14 protein-coding genes are annotated in these 16980 nt (G+C 36.6%); 8 read left to right on the top strand and 6 right to left on the bottom strand.

Features of this window, described 5'->3' with window-relative positions; all coding sequences use genetic code 11:
* Nucleotides 1-298: 298 nt before the first annotated feature.
* On the top strand, nucleotides 299-1561 hold the full coding sequence (locus AC1DDK_RS24855; RefSeq protein WP_288883765.1) for an anthranilate synthase component I family protein: 1263 nt from the start codon (nucleotides 299-301) through the stop codon (nucleotides 1559-1561).
* Nucleotides 1562-1690: 129 nt separating this feature from the next.
* Here the strand turns inward: AC1DDK_RS24855 and AC1DDK_RS24850 are convergent, their stop codons facing one another.
* From AC1DDK_RS24850 to AC1DDK_RS24835, 4 genes are read right to left on the bottom strand one after another with little or no spacing between them, the layout of a single operon-like run.
* On the bottom strand, nucleotides 1691-2518 hold the full coding sequence (locus AC1DDK_RS24850; RefSeq protein ID WP_048907116.1) for a M48 family metallopeptidase: 828 nt from the start codon (nucleotides 2516-2518) through the stop codon (nucleotides 1691-1693).
* Between the two features lie 10 nt (nucleotides 2519-2528).
* Nucleotides 2529-3179: a glycerol-3-phosphate 1-O-acyltransferase PlsY gene (gene plsY / locus AC1DDK_RS24845; RefSeq protein ID WP_048907117.1), complete on the bottom strand. Its 651-nt coding sequence runs from the start codon at nucleotides 3177-3179 to the stop codon at nucleotides 2529-2531.
* A 3-nt stretch (nucleotides 3180-3182) separates the two neighbouring features.
* Complete coding sequence (nadC, locus tag AC1DDK_RS24840; RefSeq protein WP_288883764.1) at nucleotides 3183-4025, bottom strand: carboxylating nicotinate-nucleotide diphosphorylase; 843 nt, start codon at nucleotides 4023-4025, stop codon at nucleotides 3183-3185.
* Nucleotides 4026-4060: 35 nt separating this feature from the next.
* Nucleotides 4061-4453, bottom strand: coding sequence for a DUF4783 domain-containing protein (locus tag AC1DDK_RS24835; protein ID WP_048907259.1), 393 nt, complete (start codon nucleotides 4451-4453; stop codon nucleotides 4061-4063).
* A 212-nt stretch (nucleotides 4454-4665) separates the two neighbouring features.
* Here AC1DDK_RS24835 and gpmI point away from each other — a divergent pair, with 212 nt between their 5' ends.
* Together gpmI and AC1DDK_RS24825 are read left to right on the top strand one after the other, a co-directional pair.
* Nucleotides 4666-6186: a 2,3-bisphosphoglycerate-independent phosphoglycerate mutase gene (gpmI, locus tag AC1DDK_RS24830; protein WP_172659310.1), complete on the top strand. Its 1521-nt coding sequence runs from the start codon at nucleotides 4666-4668 to the stop codon at nucleotides 6184-6186.
* Nucleotides 6187-6717 carry a hypothetical protein gene (locus tag AC1DDK_RS24825; protein ID WP_288883762.1) on the top strand — a complete coding sequence of 177 codons (531 nt, stop codon included), beginning with the start codon at nucleotides 6187-6189 and terminating at the stop codon, nucleotides 6715-6717. It abuts the gene before it with no gap.
* A gap of 55 nt (nucleotides 6718-6772) precedes the next feature.
* On the opposite strand, the gene AC1DDK_RS24820 is transcribed toward AC1DDK_RS24825, so the two are convergent.
* The gene (locus tag AC1DDK_RS24820; RefSeq protein WP_288883761.1) at nucleotides 6773-7399 is read right to left on the bottom strand and encodes a tetratricopeptide repeat protein; all 627 of its coding nucleotides are present in this window, start codon (nucleotides 7397-7399) and stop codon (nucleotides 6773-6775) included.
* Nucleotides 7400-7716: 317 nt separating this feature from the next.
* Between AC1DDK_RS24820 and lon the strand changes: the two genes are divergently transcribed.
* Complete coding sequence (lon, locus tag AC1DDK_RS24815; RefSeq protein ID WP_172659307.1) at nucleotides 7717-10188, top strand: endopeptidase La; 2472 nt, start codon at nucleotides 7717-7719, stop codon at nucleotides 10186-10188.
* A 105-nt stretch (nucleotides 10189-10293) separates the two neighbouring features.
* A complete protein-coding gene (locus AC1DDK_RS24810) occupies nucleotides 10294-11247 on the top strand; it encodes a lipid A deacylase LpxR family protein (RefSeq protein ID WP_172659306.1) in 954 nt (317 codons plus the stop codon).
* Here AC1DDK_RS24810 and AC1DDK_RS24805 read toward each other — a convergent pair whose 3' ends face one another.
* Nucleotides 11248-11658 carry an aminoacyl-tRNA hydrolase gene (locus AC1DDK_RS24805; protein WP_477634148.1) on the bottom strand — a complete coding sequence of 137 codons (411 nt, stop codon included), beginning with the start codon at nucleotides 11656-11658 and terminating at the stop codon, nucleotides 11248-11250.
* Between the two features lie 91 nt (nucleotides 11659-11749).
* On the opposite strand from AC1DDK_RS24805, the gene cmk reads away from it, so the two are divergent.
* From cmk to AC1DDK_RS24790, 3 genes are all read left to right on the top strand, one after another.
* Nucleotides 11750-12430: a (d)CMP kinase gene (gene cmk / locus AC1DDK_RS24800; protein WP_172659304.1), complete on the top strand. Its 681-nt coding sequence runs from the start codon at nucleotides 11750-11752 to the stop codon at nucleotides 12428-12430.
* A gap of 161 nt (nucleotides 12431-12591) precedes the next feature.
* Nucleotides 12592-13758 carry an efflux RND transporter periplasmic adaptor subunit gene (locus AC1DDK_RS24795; RefSeq protein ID WP_477634147.1) on the top strand — a complete coding sequence of 389 codons (1167 nt, stop codon included), beginning with the start codon at nucleotides 12592-12594 and terminating at the stop codon, nucleotides 13756-13758.
* A gap of 45 nt (nucleotides 13759-13803) precedes the next feature.
* Complete coding sequence (locus AC1DDK_RS24790) at nucleotides 13804-16980, top strand: efflux RND transporter permease subunit (protein ID WP_172659303.1); 3177 nt, start codon at nucleotides 13804-13806, stop codon at nucleotides 16978-16980.

Below are 16980 nucleotides of genomic sequence, written 5' to 3'. Positions count from 1 at the left end.
ATCTTGGTAGTAAGCGACAAATTTGCGATCAGCGCCTCGGGAATGAAGCCCAAGAGTTGTTTTACAGTGATATTATGATCTTTAAAAATAGCCATATCTTATTGATTTACAGCATTTAATATACTTAAAACCAATGAGAATTGCAAATAAATAATTGATAATCAGATAGTTGAAACAAAATTAAGCTTGCCTAAAAATAAAAAAAAGTCGGAAGAGTTAATCTTCCGACCATTCGTGGCTATTTGTCGCCTTTTTTCGTTTATGCTATTCCGATATTCTATACATTTGCGCAAACAAAATGAAAGTACAGGATTTAGATTCGTTTAAAGAAAAAGCATTGCAATGGGCCAACGCATTTGATGTTTGTTGTTGCTATGATTCGAACAGCTATCCTGATTCCTATGGAGAATTTGATTTCCTATTAGCCGTTGGCATTAAAGAATCGATTAATCTTAAATACGGCGCGGCTTTTGATTCCTTGAAAGAATTTTATGGAGTCCAGAAAAACTGGATGTTCGGACTACTTAGTTACGACCTCAAAAACGAGGTTGAACAATTAGACTCAGGGAATTCTGACAGTCTTAATTTTCCCGATTTGTTTTTCTTTGTCCCCAAATACCTTATTGCAGTGGTTAAAGGAGAAATAAAGGTTATCCTTGGAGACCAAACCCTGTTAAATCAAATTGAGGAATATACCAGTGATGACCAGGAAACCCACTCTGGAATTGAAATTCAAAGTAGGCTATCAAAAGAGCTCTATATCAAAACAGTTGAAGAGCTACAAGAACATATTATAAGAGGTGACATATATGAGGTTAATTTTTGTCAGGAATTTTTTGCTGAACACGCCCATATAGACCCTTTAAATATCTACACAAAATTAAAAAAGGTATCCCCTACTCCATTTTCAGGTTTCTTTAAAATAAAAGATCAGTACATATTATCGGCCAGTCCGGAAAGATTTCTCTGTAAAAGAGGAAATAAACTGATCTCACAGCCGATTAAAGGAACTGCCAGACGAAGCAGCAACATAAAGGAAGATGAACTTATAAAGCTCAACCTGCAAAATGATGCTAAAGAACAGGCGGAAAATGTAATGATTGTGGATCTGGTTAGAAATGATCTGACCAAAAGTGCGGTGAAGGGAACCGTAGTGGTTGAAGAGCTTTTTGGAATTTATGGCTTCGCCCAGGTTTATCAAATGATATCAACAGTTACCTGTCAGTTAGATCCCAGGATACATTTTATTGACGCCATAAAAAATGCTTTCCCTATGGGCTCGATGACGGGCGCGCCGAAAATAAAAGCCATGGAACTGATAGAAGCGTATGAATTTAGCCGCCGTGGCGCTTACTCTGGTACATTTGGATATATAACGCCTGAGGGGAACTTTGATTTTAATGTGATCATCAGAAGCATCTTGTACCAATCTTCATCAAAATATCTGTCCTTTCAGGTCGGAGGGGCAATTACATACGCATCTAATGCTACCGCTGAATATGAAGAGTGTATGCTTAAAGCATCAGCGATTATGCAAACTCTTGAAGAGCATGTATCATAATCAATGAAATCATGCTATCTCCATTTCGTCATCTCGAAAGAAGAGGGAGATCTCTTGCCTGTGTTATCCAAGAGATATCTCTCTTCTTTCGAGATGACGACCGTTTTAAGACGACCGCTTTATGCCTCCTTATTTTATTGGTTTCCCGGTTGTAGATTTATAGTATTTCTGTGCTTCGGGTATACTTCTTTGGATTTGTGCAATCCTTGTAGCGTCACTAGGGTGAGTACTTAAAAATTCAGGTGGTTTCTGACTGCCCTGAGAGGCGGCAGCCATCCTTTGCCAGAACGAAGTTGCGCTTTGAGGATTATATCCTGCCATTGCCATAAAAATAAGCCCTAATCTATCCGCTTCCAGCTCCTGATTACGCGAATAATTAAGCATCACTAAAGGCGTCCCTACTCCATATAGCGTATTAAATACAGATTGAGATTTTGCATTTTTTGATAACGCTACATTGCCCGCAACACCTAAACCTTGTGAAACCATTTGTTGCGACATACGCTCAGCTGAGTGTCCTGCAATAGCATGAGCAATCTCGTGTCCCATAACAGTAGCTAAACCAGCATCATCCTGAGTTACGGGTAATAATCCTGTATAGACTACAATTTTACCACCAGGCATACACCAGGCGTTCATCTCCTTATTTTCTACAACATTTACTTCCCATTTATAATCCTTAATTAAATCCGCATAGCCATTATTATTCATATAACTTTTTACAGATAATATAAGACTGTTTCCTACCCGTTTAACGCGTTGGGCCTGGGCATTTGTTGAAGATAATACTGCTGTTTTATTCTCAGTAAGAAACTGTGAATACGCCTGAAAGGCCATTGGCAACACCTGATCATCACTTACCAGATTTAGCCTGCTTCTGCCTGTTAAGGGAACTGTAGAGCACGAGGAAAACGCCAGGCCAATTGCTGTTACCCCGATTATTAATATCTTTTTCATTAGATTAAGGTTAGTTAATTTGTCTTTTTTTAAACAGATATACTTTAGATTCTTTGCCTTTGAGTAGTCGCTCCAAGTTCTTTTGATGTGTTACCAAAATAAGTATGCAAACACACATACCATATAAAACCTCTGACTTTACTGAAGAATGAATTATGAACACTATGCTTAATGGGAAGGTGAACCCTGCACAAATAGAACTTAGTGAAACATATTTAGTTGCCAATAATACTACTACAAATACCAGAACACAAAACATCGCTGCTGTGAAGTTAACTGCCAAAATCATTCCAAAAAGAGTTGCTACTCCCTTTCCGCCTCTAAATCCGGCAAAGATAGGGAACAAATGGCCCATAACAGCTGTAACACCAAGGGCTAGCTCATAATTAATAAATTGCGAAGAATTTTGAGGACCCGTAACAGAGAGACCTATAAAGTATGCAAGCTTTGTTGCTGTGTAACCTTTTGCAATATCTATTGTCATTACAGCAATACCGGCCTTTTTGCCAAGTACCCTAAATGTATTGGTTGCACCTGCATTGCCGCTTCCATATTCCCGAACGTCTACACCATAAAACGCCTGGCCAAGCCACACCGCTGTTGGTATAGAACCAAACAGATATGCTAAAATAACTGCTGAAATAGAATAGATGGAAATCATAACCTAAAAGGCTTTTAAACTCATGTCTAAACTCTTAACAGAATGTGTTAATGCCCCCATGGATATAAAATCTACTCCACAAGCAGCATATTCTGCAACATTTTCTTCAGTAATACCTCCCGAGGCTTCTGTAATATATTTACCATTAATTGTTTTAACAGCCTCTTTGAGATCGGCAAATGTAAAATTATCTAACATGATCCTGTTTACATTGCCATTCTTTAAAACCTCTTGTAATTCGGATAAATTTCTAACCTCGATCTCAATATCGAGTGTCTTTTTTTTATCTTTTAAATATTGATTTGCAGAATTAATAGCATTTGCAATACCCCCGGCATAATCAACATGATTGTCTTTAATTAAAATCATATCATATAGCCCTATGCGATGATTTACACCTCCACCAATCCTCACAGCCCATTTCTCGAGATACCTTAATCCGGGAGTGGTTTTCCTTGTATCTAAAAGTTTAGTTTTATAGTTACCTAAAAGCGCAACCACATGATTGGTTTTTGTTGCAATGCCACTCATACGCTGCATGCAATTCAAAACCAGGCGCTCGGCCAACAAAATTGAATGCGTACTACCCGATACTGTTAGAACAATATCTCCATATTTTACGGGAGCCCCATCTTTAATAAATACTTCTACGATTAATCTAGGGTCAATATGATTGAAGATCTGCAATGCCAATTCTACTCCGGCAACAATACCGTCTTCTTTAATTAGCAACTTCGCTTTCCCCTGAGCATTTGCCGGAATGGTTGATAAGGAGGTATGATCTCCATCGCCCAAATCTTCCGCAACAGCATTTTTTATAAATTGATCTATAGTTAGCTTATCCAAAACTTAAATTTAAACCCAAAAATAGCATTTTACAACTATTTCTCAGTCTCAATTCTTAATTCAGTAATAAAAAAAGCATTGCCGGCCTTTTTCATTGTAATGGAAACCCTAAAAGTTCCATTCTTTGTAACAAGAGAAAGGGCCCCGTATCTGTAATTGGGATTGGTATTTAACCTATGAATTACGGATGATTTTACAGGAATATATTTAGTAAAAAAACTTCTTAATATTTGTTCAGCTTGTGCTTTTGAATATACATCTTCCTCATCTATTATAATTAAGTCAACAGAAGGAGAAAAATGAGCGGCTATTTCTTTTGAATTTCCAGCTTTAAAATTTGTTGATAAGCCATCAATAATATCGCCCTGAATAGCAGCAAAAGAGGAAAAGTGAATAAAAAAAACAAATAATGAAAGTAAGGGCTTCATAATCTCTAAATAGCTAATGATCATTCTTGCACATAAACTATGCCATTAATGGCATAAAAACCACTTATAACACAAACCACTCAGTATGTGGTACTATAAAATATATTGACATGTTCTTGTAAAAACATACAAATATTGATATGAATTTTAATTAGGTTCAAAAAAAAGGCACAATAGACTTATCTTTGTTAATAAACGAAAAGTAGACAATAATGAATAATAAAAAACTAGTATTACTTATCCTTGATGGTTGGGGTTATGGAAAAAAAGACAAATCTGATGCCGCTTATGCTGCCAACACTCCATTCTTTGATTCCTTATTAAAAAAATACCCTAACTCAAAGCTTGAGGCTTCCGGAGAAGCTGTTGGTTTACCAGCAGGACAAATGGGAAACTCGGAAGTTGGCCATATGAACTTAGGTGCCGGACGAGTAGTATATCAGGAACTCGGACGAATCAATAAAGCAATAAGCGATAGAACTTTGCATCAGAATGAGGTTTTACTAGATGCTTTTAATTATGCTAAAAATAATAATAAACAAGTTCACTTTATAGGCCTTGTTTCAGATGGGGGCGTTCATGCTCATATCAACCATCTAAAGGCATTATGTGATGCAGCTGATGAACAAGGACTTAAAGATGTATTTGTACATGCTTTTTTAGATGGAAGAGATACCGACCCAAACTCAGGCCTTAAGTTTATTGAAGACCTTAATCGCCACTTAGAAACTTCTAATGCTCAAATAGCCAGCTTAATTGGCCGCTATTATGCTATGGATAGAGATTCCAGATGGGAAAGAGTTAAGTTAGCTTATGACCTCCTTACAAAAGGTGTTGGCGAGGCTACCAGTAATCCTATTTCTGCGATAGAGCAATCMTATAAGGATGGCATCACTGATGAGTTTATTAAACCTGTTGTAATTACAAAATCAGATGGTTCACCTGTCGCAACTATACAACCTGATGATGTGGTTATCTGTTTCAATTACAGAACAGATAGAGGAAGAGAGATAACTTCTGTATTAAGTCAGGCTGATTATCCTGATTTTGGAATGCATAAATTGCCACTGTATTATGTTACTATGACAACTTATGATGAAAGTTTTAATAACGTAAAAGTTATATTTACCAAGGACGATCTTTCTCAGACTCTTGGAGAGGTACTTGAAAAAAATCATAAGAACCAGATCCGAATTGCAGAAACAGAAAAATATCCTCACGTAACTTTCTTCTTCTCGGGTGGTAGAGAACAAGAGTTCGAAAATGAAAAAAGGATCCTTATCCCTTCTCCAAAAGTAGCAACCTATGATTTGCAGCCAGAAATGAGTGCTGCAGGAATTACCGAAGCTATTTGCAAAGAACTGGAGACAGGCTGGCCGGATTTTGTTTGTCTAAATTTTGCAAACCCTGACATGGTGGGCCATACTGGAGTATTTGATGCTGTTGTTAAAGCTGTTGAAACAGCTGACAGCTGTGCTGAGATTGTAGTAAATAAAGGAATTGAAAATGGATATTCGTTTATTATACTTGCAGATCACGGCAATTCAGAATATATGATAAATGGCGACGGCTCTGTTAACACTGCCCATACAACTAATCTTGTTCCCTGTATTTTAATTGATAAAGATTTCAAATCTGTTGCTGACGGCAAACTAGGAGATATTGCCCCTACTATTTTACAAATAATGGGTATTCAAAAGCCGGAAATTATGACTGGTAACAGTTTAGTATAAATGAAAAACACAATTTTATCATTTTTCATTCCTTTGTTTTTTATCAGTTGTAGCAATTCAACTGATAAAAAACAGAAAACTGACTTAACCTATTTTGATGTAAAAGGGTATTTTGAAAAAGAAGCTACAAGGCTAAACAAAGAGAATCCCTTAATAAACAAAACAGTAAGTGTGAATGGTGCTACAGAAAGTAAGCGCATTAAAATCCCTGATTGGAAAAAGGAATTAGCTCTTTTTTCGGACGCTGACATGAATAGGGCTTCATGGAAAGGTTTGTTTGAACTTAAAAAATCAAAGGATCAGGAGCTTTATTCTTCCGATAATGAGAAAGTTCCGGTTAAGGAGATCTCAGTAGTTTATAAAAACGATGAGGTGTTTGGTCTTAAAGTACTAATAAAAAATACAAATTCTCTGTACACGTCTATTGATACCTTGACCTACTATGCAGACAGTCTATACCAGGTTAAGAAAACGCAAAACATTAAATTACTATCCAAAAAATCATATACAATTACTGGATCTTTCCAATAAAAAAAGACCAATGCAAATTATGCATTGGTCTTTTTTTATTAAGCTAAGCTTCTTATTATTTTAAACTGGTTACCTGGGCTTTTACGTAATCAATTAAAGATATGATGTCTTTACGTTGTGGCTGAACAAGTAGTATCTTTTGAAAATCCGAAACCGAATTGTTGAATAAGGTAATGCAGGCTTTTTTCTCTACTGCCTTTTTTATCTTATAGGATTTATAAATTCCATAGTCCTTATAGGCCAATCCTCTGTTTTGTAACAACTGAGGATCTTCTTCCCCGTTTATCTCTATTGCTTTCGAAAAATCTTTAATAGCAGCTAGATAAAAGCTTTCTCTCATCTGATTTAGTGATTCTTTTGGATCATTTGCCACATTTAATCTGGCTTTTCCCCTATAATAATATGCGGAGTAATCTGATGGTTTTAAAGTCAGGAAACGGCTATATGTATTTATCGCATTTTCATAATCGCCACACTGGTAATAAGAATAACCTAACATTTTTAAAACGTTAGAATTATTAGGGTCTTTGGTATCCGCTTTTTCTAATTGAGCCACTGCACCTTTATAATCACCCTTTAACCAGGCCTGCATTCCCAACTTATCGTAGTTATTGTTTTGAGCAATACTACTGTTGGCCGAAATCACAAGTAATACCAGAATTGTTTGCTTGAAATAGTTCATTAATTTTTATTAAAAAATAAATATATTTAGTTTTATTCAATACCCTAACAAATTTTAAACTTTTTTTTCCCAGGTATCTCGGAGTTTACATTAGGCAACTATCATACCATTTACAAATATGATATACTAAACGTTAAATAATTAAAAATATGATGGGTATAAGGATTATTATTTTTTACCTGACTTTTTAACATAGAAAACAACTTATAGTGCTTTTGGCACAGGAGTTGAAATTATAGGTATTCAATATAATTAATAATTTCGCAAGCGACATGCTGTCAGATTGTCGTTTTTTAATTTTAAGAAGGACTATATTAATGAGTAAACAAGATCAATTTGATTTTAGCAATGCACTACCTATCATAAATGAAGATACTGAGTTTTTTCCGTTGATGTCTCAACAAGACGAAGATGAAATGAACAATGAAGAAACACCAGAGGTCCTGCCCATACTCCCACTTAGAAATACAGTCTTATTTCCAGGTGTGGTTATTCCTATTACTGTAGGAAGAGATAAATCAATAAAACTTATAAAAGAAGCTTATAAAGGAAATCGGATTATTGGAGTTGTTTCACAACGTGATGTTTCTATAGAGGATCCCACCTTTGAGCAATTAAACAGTGTAGGTACAGTTGCCCACATTATCAAAATGCTTCAAATGCCTGATGGAAATACTACGGTAATTATTCAGGGAAAGCAGCGCTTCAGATTAATCGAAGAAGTTCAGTCAGAGCCTTATATTAAAGTAACGATTAGTAAGTTTACTGAAGCTAAACATAAAAGCGACAAAGAGTTTAAAGCTTTGGTGGCTTCTATCAAAGAAATGTCGAGCCAGATTATTCAACTGTCTCCAAACATCCCTAGCGAGGCTGGAATTGCATTAAAAAATATTGAAAGCACTTCCTTCCTGATTAACTTCATATCATCGAATATGAATGCCGATGTGTCTGACAAGCAAAAAATGCTTGAAATGACTAACCTGCGTGAACGTGCCATGATGGTAATGGAACTGTTAACACTGGAGCTTCAAATGCTTGAACTTAAAAACCAGATACAGTCTAAAGTACGAACTGACCTTGATAAGCAACAAAGAGATTACTTTCTGAACCAACAATTAAAAACAATACAGGAAGAACTGGGAGGTAATTCATCTGATTTGGAGTACGAGGCTTTACAAGCCCGTGCAAAGAAGAAAAAATGGGCATTACATATAGAAAGTCATTTCAATAAAGAACTGGAAAAATTAGGCAGAATGAATCCTGCCGCTCCAGATTATTCTGTTCAGATAAACTATCTGGAATTGTTGCTAGACCTACCTTGGAATGATTTCACTAAGGATAATTTTGACCTAAAACGTGCACAGCGTATTTTAGACAAAGATCATTTTGGCCTTGAAAAGGTAAAACAAAGGATTATAGAGTATTTGGCTGTACTTAAGCTTAAACGTGATATGAAAGCTCCTATCATTTGCTTGGTTGGCCCTCCGGGAGTTGGTAAAACATCATTAGGAAAGTCAATTGCTAAAGCTTTAAACAGGAAATATGTCCGTATGGCTCTTGGAGGAATACGAGACGAGGCAGAAATTCGCGGTCACAGAAAAACCTATATTGGTGCAATGCCAGGCCGGATCATACAGTCTATCAAAAAAGCGGGTGCTGCTAATCCAGTATTTGTTTTAGATGAGATTGATAAAGTAGGCTCTGATTTTAGAGGGGACCCTTCATCTGCCCTTTTAGAAGTATTAGACCCAGAACAAAACAATGCTTTTAACGATCATTATGTTGAGGCGGATTACGATCTATCCAATGTCCTTTTCATTGCAACGGCTAACTCTTTAAGCTCTATTCAGCCGGCTTTGCTGGATCGTATGGAAATAATTGAGGTAAATGGCTATACCATTGAAGAAAAGATAGAAATTGCTAAAAAGTATTTACTTCCTAAACAAAAGGAACAACACGGCATAAAATCTAAAGATATTACCTTAAAAGGAGCTTTAATTGAAAAAGTGATTGAAGATTATACCCGTGAATCAGGAGTTCGTGGCCTTGAGAAAAAAATTGGTTCACTTGTACGAGGCGTGGCTACAAAAATTGCCATGGATGAAACTTATGAGCCTAATTTAACTTCTGAAGATGTTGAACGCATACTTGGAGCTCCAATTTACGATAAAGACCTTTACGAAGGTAACGAAGTTGCCGGTGTTGTAACCGGATTAGCATGGACCCAGGTGGGTGGCGATATCTTATTTATTGAAGCAAGCTTAAGCCCGGGAAAAGGAAAGTTAACCTTAACGGGTAATCTGGGTGAAGTAATGAAAGAATCTGCCATTATAGCATTGGCTTATTTAAGGGCTCATGCTGATTTGTTTGATATTGATCATTTACTGTTTGATCAATGGGATATTCATGTTCACGTTCCGGCAGGAGCTACTCCTAAAGATGGCCCATCAGCAGGCATAACTATGCTAACTGCCCTAACTTCTGCATTTACTCAACGTAAGGTAAAACCTAATCTGGCTATGACCGGAGAGATTACATTACGTGGTAAAGTTTTGCCGGTTGGAGGTATAAAAGAAAAAATACTCGCGGCAAAAAGAGCAAACATTAAAGATGTAATTCTTTGTAAATCAAACAAAAAAGATATTTTAGAAATCAAAGAAAGTTACATTAAGGATCTTAACTTCCATTATGTAACCGAAATGAAAGAGGTAATTGAGATTGCGTTAACTAAGGAAAAAGTCAAAAATCCTCAGAATCTTAATGTTAAACCAAATCCAATTGCTAACTAAGGCATAATATTTATTTCGAATAATGGCTATTGGCTTATATTTAGTCATTAAGTACTATATTAGACTCCGGTAATTTATACCGGAGTTTTTTTTTACAACCAACAAATGAACAGCAAATCCATTCTCTTATTTTCGATTCTATCTATATTAACATTTAGTGCTTCCGCTCAAACTTTCAAGAATGAGTTCGGTTTTAAAAGCGACAATGACTCTTATCTTGCACAAGGTTCTGACCGTTACTACACCAATGGTTTATTTATTAATTATCGCAGAGCGATGGATCAGAGCAAGCTAAAGAATGGACTAGAAAAAAAAACCTATGAAATATCTGCCGGGCAAAAAATGTATAACCCTATTTCGGGCTATGCACCAGATCCTGAAAAACAAGACAGGCCATTTGCAGGGTATTTATATGTTGGAGGTGCTTTAAGCTGGTTCCATAGTAATGAAAGTGTACTAAAAACCAGTATAGAAATAGGAACAACCGGGCCAAATTCATTAGCTGAAGACGGACAAGAGCTATTACATAATACTGTGGGCTTTTATGAGCTTGATGGCTGGCAATATCAGATCAGAAATGAGATGGCGGTAAATCTTTCAGCCCAATACACAAAGCTATTACACCGTGCATCCAACAATGCTATTGATTTTTCATTTGATGGTTATGCAAATGTGGGTACCACATTTAGTGGGGCGGGGGCAGGTATTTTATTTAGAGCAGGCGGCATTAATCAACTGTTCAATTCCGCTTATACAAATGCAGTAATTGGAAATAATGCAAAAACAAAAGCATTGGTAAAAAGAGAGATTTTCTTTTACGCCAAGCCACAATTGAATTTTGTTGCTTATGACGCAACAGTACAAGGAAGCATGTTCAACAACAATAGTCCGGTTACATTTGGTATAAAACCTATTGTTTTTGCTCAGCAGATTGGATTTAATTACAGCTCACAACGCTTCACATTTGATTTCGGAATGCTATTTAAAACAAAAGAGATAAAAAGCACAGCTAAAGCACACCAGTATGGATCAATTAGTATGTTTTACAGATTTAATTAATTAGTCGAACTGCGGGCGCCTTCTGTTTTCTTTTTTAGCTGCTGTTATTTGCTTATCTGCCAATCTTTTTCTGATAACTGATTTAGGGATTTTTGTTGGCTTCCTATTTTTTTGAATGTGAAGCGCAGATTTCAGCAATGCAATTAATTTAATAATGGTTCTTTCTTTGTTCATCAGTTGACTGCGGTCTTCTTGTGAAACAATATGCAGGTTTCCTTCCTGATCTAGCCTATGCGCTAACCTTTCATTTAAAAGTTCCTTTTCATCCTCATTTAAAAAGGGTGCTGAGTGTATATTTAAAATTAGTTCAACCTTACTTGAAACCTTATTTACATTTTGTCCGCMCTTACCTCCGCTACGTGAAGTTTTAAATAGCACAACTTTAACAATATCTTCCTTAGTGGGTATCATGCCGMAAAAGTAATTATTTCCATTGCCATCAATTTACTTTATTAGAAATTTTGATTGAAAATCATTCCTCAAATTATTAACTTTGCCTTATATGAGAAAAAACCTGGTTATAGCTATTGACGGCTATTCTTCTTGCGGAAAAAGTACTCTTGCAAAGGCTTTAGCCAAAAAACTAGGTTTCATTTATATAGACAGTGGGTCCATGTACCGTGCTGTTACCCTATTCTTTATTCGCAATAAAGTCGACATTAGCGATCCTGAGGCAGTAAAAGATGCACTTCAGCATATCGAATTAAACTTCCACTCAAGGGATTACGAATCTCACATTACGCTGAACGGTGAGGAAGTTTCTGAAGAGATCAGACAAATGCCAGTTTCTGAAAACGTTAGCGAAGTCTCTGCGAACAAAATTGTGCGTAAAGAAATGGTAAAACAGCAACAACGCATGGGTAAGTCAAAAAATATTGTAATGGATGGCCGCGATATAGGCACAACAGTATTTGCCGATGCTCAGGTAAAGTTTTTTATGACTGCGGACCCCAAAATCAGGGCCGAACGTCGCTTTAAAGAATTACAAAGTAAGGGCGATACAATTACTTCTCTGGAAGACGTTTTTGAAAATCTGGCTCATAGAGATTACGCAGATACTACACGTGCAGAAAGCCCGCTAACCCGGGCCGAGGATGCTATAATTCTCGACAATACAGAATTAACACAAGAAGAACAGCTCGATTTTGCCCTAGAGCAGGTTCATCAGCATTTACCCGTCTGATTTTCGGGTCACCAACCCAATTATCATTTCATTAGTTTTCTGCAAAGCTTTAGTTACAAAAGTTGAAATAGCTTAAACATTACATTTTGATGTTTTATCTATTTTAAACTATGAATAATTTCGCAACCCGATAGTAAATATCTTTAAAACCTGCTACAAGAATGAAAACAAAGTTCCAATCTATTTATTTTTTATTACCAGTTTTATTAATCATTAGTTCTTGTGGAAGTAATGATAAGAAAAAGGATGCCGGAGCGGCAAATCAGGTACAGGCCTACCCTGTTGTTGCATTAACCGCTCAATCTACATCCTTGGAAACAGACTACCCTGCAACAATTGAAGGTATTCAAAATGTAGACATCAGACCAAAGGTCGATGGCTTTATTGAGAAAATTTACGTAGATGAAGGTGCTGTAGTAAAGAAAGGTCAGCGACTTTTTAGCATTAATGCGCCACAATATGAACAACTGGTTAGAACTGCAACCGCAGCAATCAGTAGTGCCGAAGCTGATGTAAATGCAGCACAGCTACAAGTAAACAAAACAAAGCCCTTAGTTGAGAAAGATATTATTAGTAAGTATGATCTAGATGCTGCTCAACTTACACTTCAAAGTAGAAAAGCTGCATTAGCTCAAACGAGAGCTGAACTAGTAAATGCAAAGGTAAACCTTGGTTACACTACAATTACCAGTCCCGTTGACGGTGTAATTGGTAGTATACCTTTTAAAACCGGTAGCCTTGTAAGTGGCAGCAGTGCAGAACCGCTAACCACTGTATCAAATATTTCAAAAGTTTATGCTTATTTCTCTTTAAATGAGAAACAACTTCTTGACTTTTCGAGGAATTATAAAGGCGCAACACTTGAGGCACAAATGAAAAACATTCCTGCAGTATCGTTGATATTAGCTGATGGAAGTGCCTATGCTGAGAATGGAAAAATTGAGTCTATAAATGGCTTAATAAATACCAACACTGGTTCAGCAAGCTTGAGAGCCACATTCTCAAACCCTTCTAAACTCTTAAGAAGCGGTGCCAGCGCATCGGTACGTATACCTCAGCATCTGGAAAATGCCATTCTTATTCCTCAAAAATCAACTACTGATTTACAAGGAAAAAAGTTTGTATTTGTTGTTGATGACAAGGGGATCATTAAAAATACGGAGATCGAAATTATGGAAAATGCAAAAGGCAATTTCTATGTAGTTACCAAAGGCCTTAAAGCCGGAGATAAGATTGTACTTGAAGGTTTTCAATTTTTAAAGGACGGTGCAGAGATTAAACCGGAAGAGAAAAGTGCAGATTCAGTATTCGCTGATCTTAAAAAATAAATAACAGTTTATCCAATCCGGCAATAACCGGTTGAAATAGAATATATGTTTAAGAAATTTATAGAGAGACCTGTTTTATCAACAGTTATATCCATTATAATTGTAATATTGGGGGTATTAGGTTTAATTACTTTACCTGTATCTCAATATCCAGAAATTGCCCCACCAACAGTTCAGGTATCTGCATCCTATCAGGGTGCGAATGCTGATGTTGTGATGAACAGTGTTGTTGTTCCGCTTGAGGAACAGATTAACGGTGTTGAGGATATGACCTATATGACCTCAACAGCCAGTAATGATGGTACAGCAACAATTACAGTAAACTTTAAACTGGGTACAAATCCGGATCTGGCAGCTGTAAATGTTCAGAACCGTGTATCAAGAGCTACCAGTTTATTACCTGCTGAGGTTACACGTTCAGGCGTAATAACTGCAAAAAAACAAGCAAGTAACGTTTTGATTTTCGGTATTTATAGTGATAATCCATCCTATGACCAGACATTTCTTCAAAACTACGCCAACATTAACTTAATACCCCAAATTAAGCGTATCAATGGTGTTGGTGATGCGAATGCTTTTGGTTTAATGGATTATACCATGCGAATCTGGCTTAAGCCAGAAGTTATGGCAACCTATGGCTTAGTGCCGAATGATATTAATGTAGTGCTTGCTGAACAAAATGTTGAAGCAGCACCGGGCCAATTTGGAGAACAAGGCAATCAGGCATTTCAATATACATTAAAATATTCAGGGCGCTTAAAAAGTGAGAGCGAGTTTAGTAATATCATTATCAGGACTGCGGCAAATGGACAAGTATTACGTCTTAAGGATATTGCAAGAATTGAATTAGGAGCTCAAAGTTATGCCAGTTCAGTAAGGTTTGATGGGAAGCCTGCACTTGGTATTGCTATAAACCAAACCGCAGGATCGAATGCAAAAGATGTTATTGAAGGTGCAATAAAGGTTTTGGACGATGCATCGGTTAACTTTCCAAAAGGCGTTCATTATGCACCACTTGTAAATGTTAATGATTTTCTAGATGCATCAATTGAAAAAGTAATACATACACTTGTTGAAGCATTTATACTCGTGTTTTTAGTTGTATTTATATTTCTTCAGGATTTCCGATCGACTCTAATTCCCGCAATTAGTGTTCCGGTGGCTATTATTGGTACATTCTTTTTCTTAAATCTTTTTGGCTTTACAATAAATCTATTAACACTCTTTGCTCTGGTTCTTGCCATTGGTATTGTTGTGGATGATGCCATTGTAGTAGTTGAAGCGGTCCATGCTAAACTCGATCATGGTTATAAATCGGCCAAAAAGGCTACTATTGATGCCATGGAGGATATCACGGGAGCAATCATATCCATCACATTGGTTATGGCTGCTGTTTTTATTCCGGTAAGTTTTATCCAGGGGTCTTCGGGGGTATTCTACAAACAATTTGGTTTAACCCTTGCCATTGCAATTATATTATCAGCAATTAATGCATTAACATTGAGCCCTGCTTTGTGTGCGCTGTTTTTAAAACCGCACGAAGAAGATCATGAGAAGAAGAAAAGTTTCCTTCAAAAATTCTATGTAGGTTTTAATACATCATTCGACATGATGACTAACAGATACAAAAGATCTGTTAAATTTCTTGCCAGAAGGAAATGGATTGCTGGTTTAGGCATCGCTATATTCACAGTAGTTTTAATTTGGACAATGAACACTACCCCTAAAGGATTTGTTCCGAATGAGGATTTAGGTACCATTATGTCTGATATTTCATTACCAGCTTCTACTTCACAGGAACGCACAAACGAGGTTATTGCACAAATTGACAGTATAGTTCACGCAGTTCCAGAGGTTAAAAACTCCATTAGAGTAGTGGGTAGAAGTATGATTAGTGGATCCGGAAGTTCTTATGGCATGGTAATTTCAAGACTTAAACCCTGGAATGAAAGAACTCGTGACGTAAAGCAGATTATTGGTGAATTATTTGCTAAAACAGCAAGTATCAAAGGCGCAAAAATCATTTTCTTTGCACCGCCAACAATTCAAGGTTTTGGTACCAGTGGAGGTTTTGAGTTTCAGTTACAAGATAAAACTGGTGGTGATATTAATAAGTTCAATACCATAGGAAACGATTTCCTTGCTGCCCTTAGCAAACGACCTGAAATTCAATATGCATCTACTTCCTTTAACCCTAATTTCCCTCAATATCAAATTGATGTTAATGTAGCCACGGTAAAACAGGCTGGACTAACTGTTACCGATGTTTTAAGTGTTCTACAGGGATACTATGGTGGTGTTTATGCATCCAACTTCAACAAATACGGAAAACAATACCGTGTTATGTTCCAGGCTGATGCGCAATACAGGGCAAATCAGGCTAGCTTAAATAACATATATGTAAGAAATGCAAGCGGCAAAATGGCACCCGTTAGTGAATTCATAACCTTAACTAAGGTTTATGGTCCTCAGGCAATTTCCCGCTTTAACTTATTTACATCTATTGCTGTAACCGGAAACCCAAACAATGGATATAGTTCTGGTGATGCATTAAAAGCCGTACAAGAAGAAGCGGCAATACACCTACCGGTGGGTTATGGCTACGAATTTTCAGGATTATCTCGTGAAGAGATGTCAAGTGGTAGTCAAACCATTTTTATATTCCTTCTATGTGTTGTGTTCGTTTACTTTTTACTTTGTGCGCAATACGAGAGTTACATCCTACCTCTTGCTGTTCTAATTTCGCTTCCTATAGGTTTAGCTGGTGTATTTATCTTTGATAAGATTTTCGGAATCGATAATAACATTTACACGCAAATCACCTTGATCATGCTTGTGGGCCTCTTGGCTAAAAATGCAATTTTGATTGTCGAATTTGCTGTAGACAGAAGAAGAAAAGGCATGAGCATAGTAAATTCGGCTATTAATGGTGCAACTGCACGTTTACGTCCTATTTTAATGACATCATTTGCCTTTATTCTTGGGCTATTACCTTTAATGCTTTCAACAGGAGTTGGAGCTGCAGGTAATAAATCTATTGGTACCGGTGCCGTTGGAGGAATGCTTATAGGGACAATATTTGGAATATTTGTTATTCCTGCACTATTTATCATTTTTCAAACCTTGCAAGAAAAAGTAAGTAACAAATCTCCTTTTGAAGAGGGTATTGTTAAAGAACAAGCGGAAATTGAATTCCCGGCAGTAGATACCCGTGAACATTAA

It is taken from the genome of Pedobacter sp. 05T44, assembly GCF_056395985.1.
Note: the sequence above shows the minus strand (reverse complement) of the source record. Positions and strands in the feature narration are given on the sequence as shown.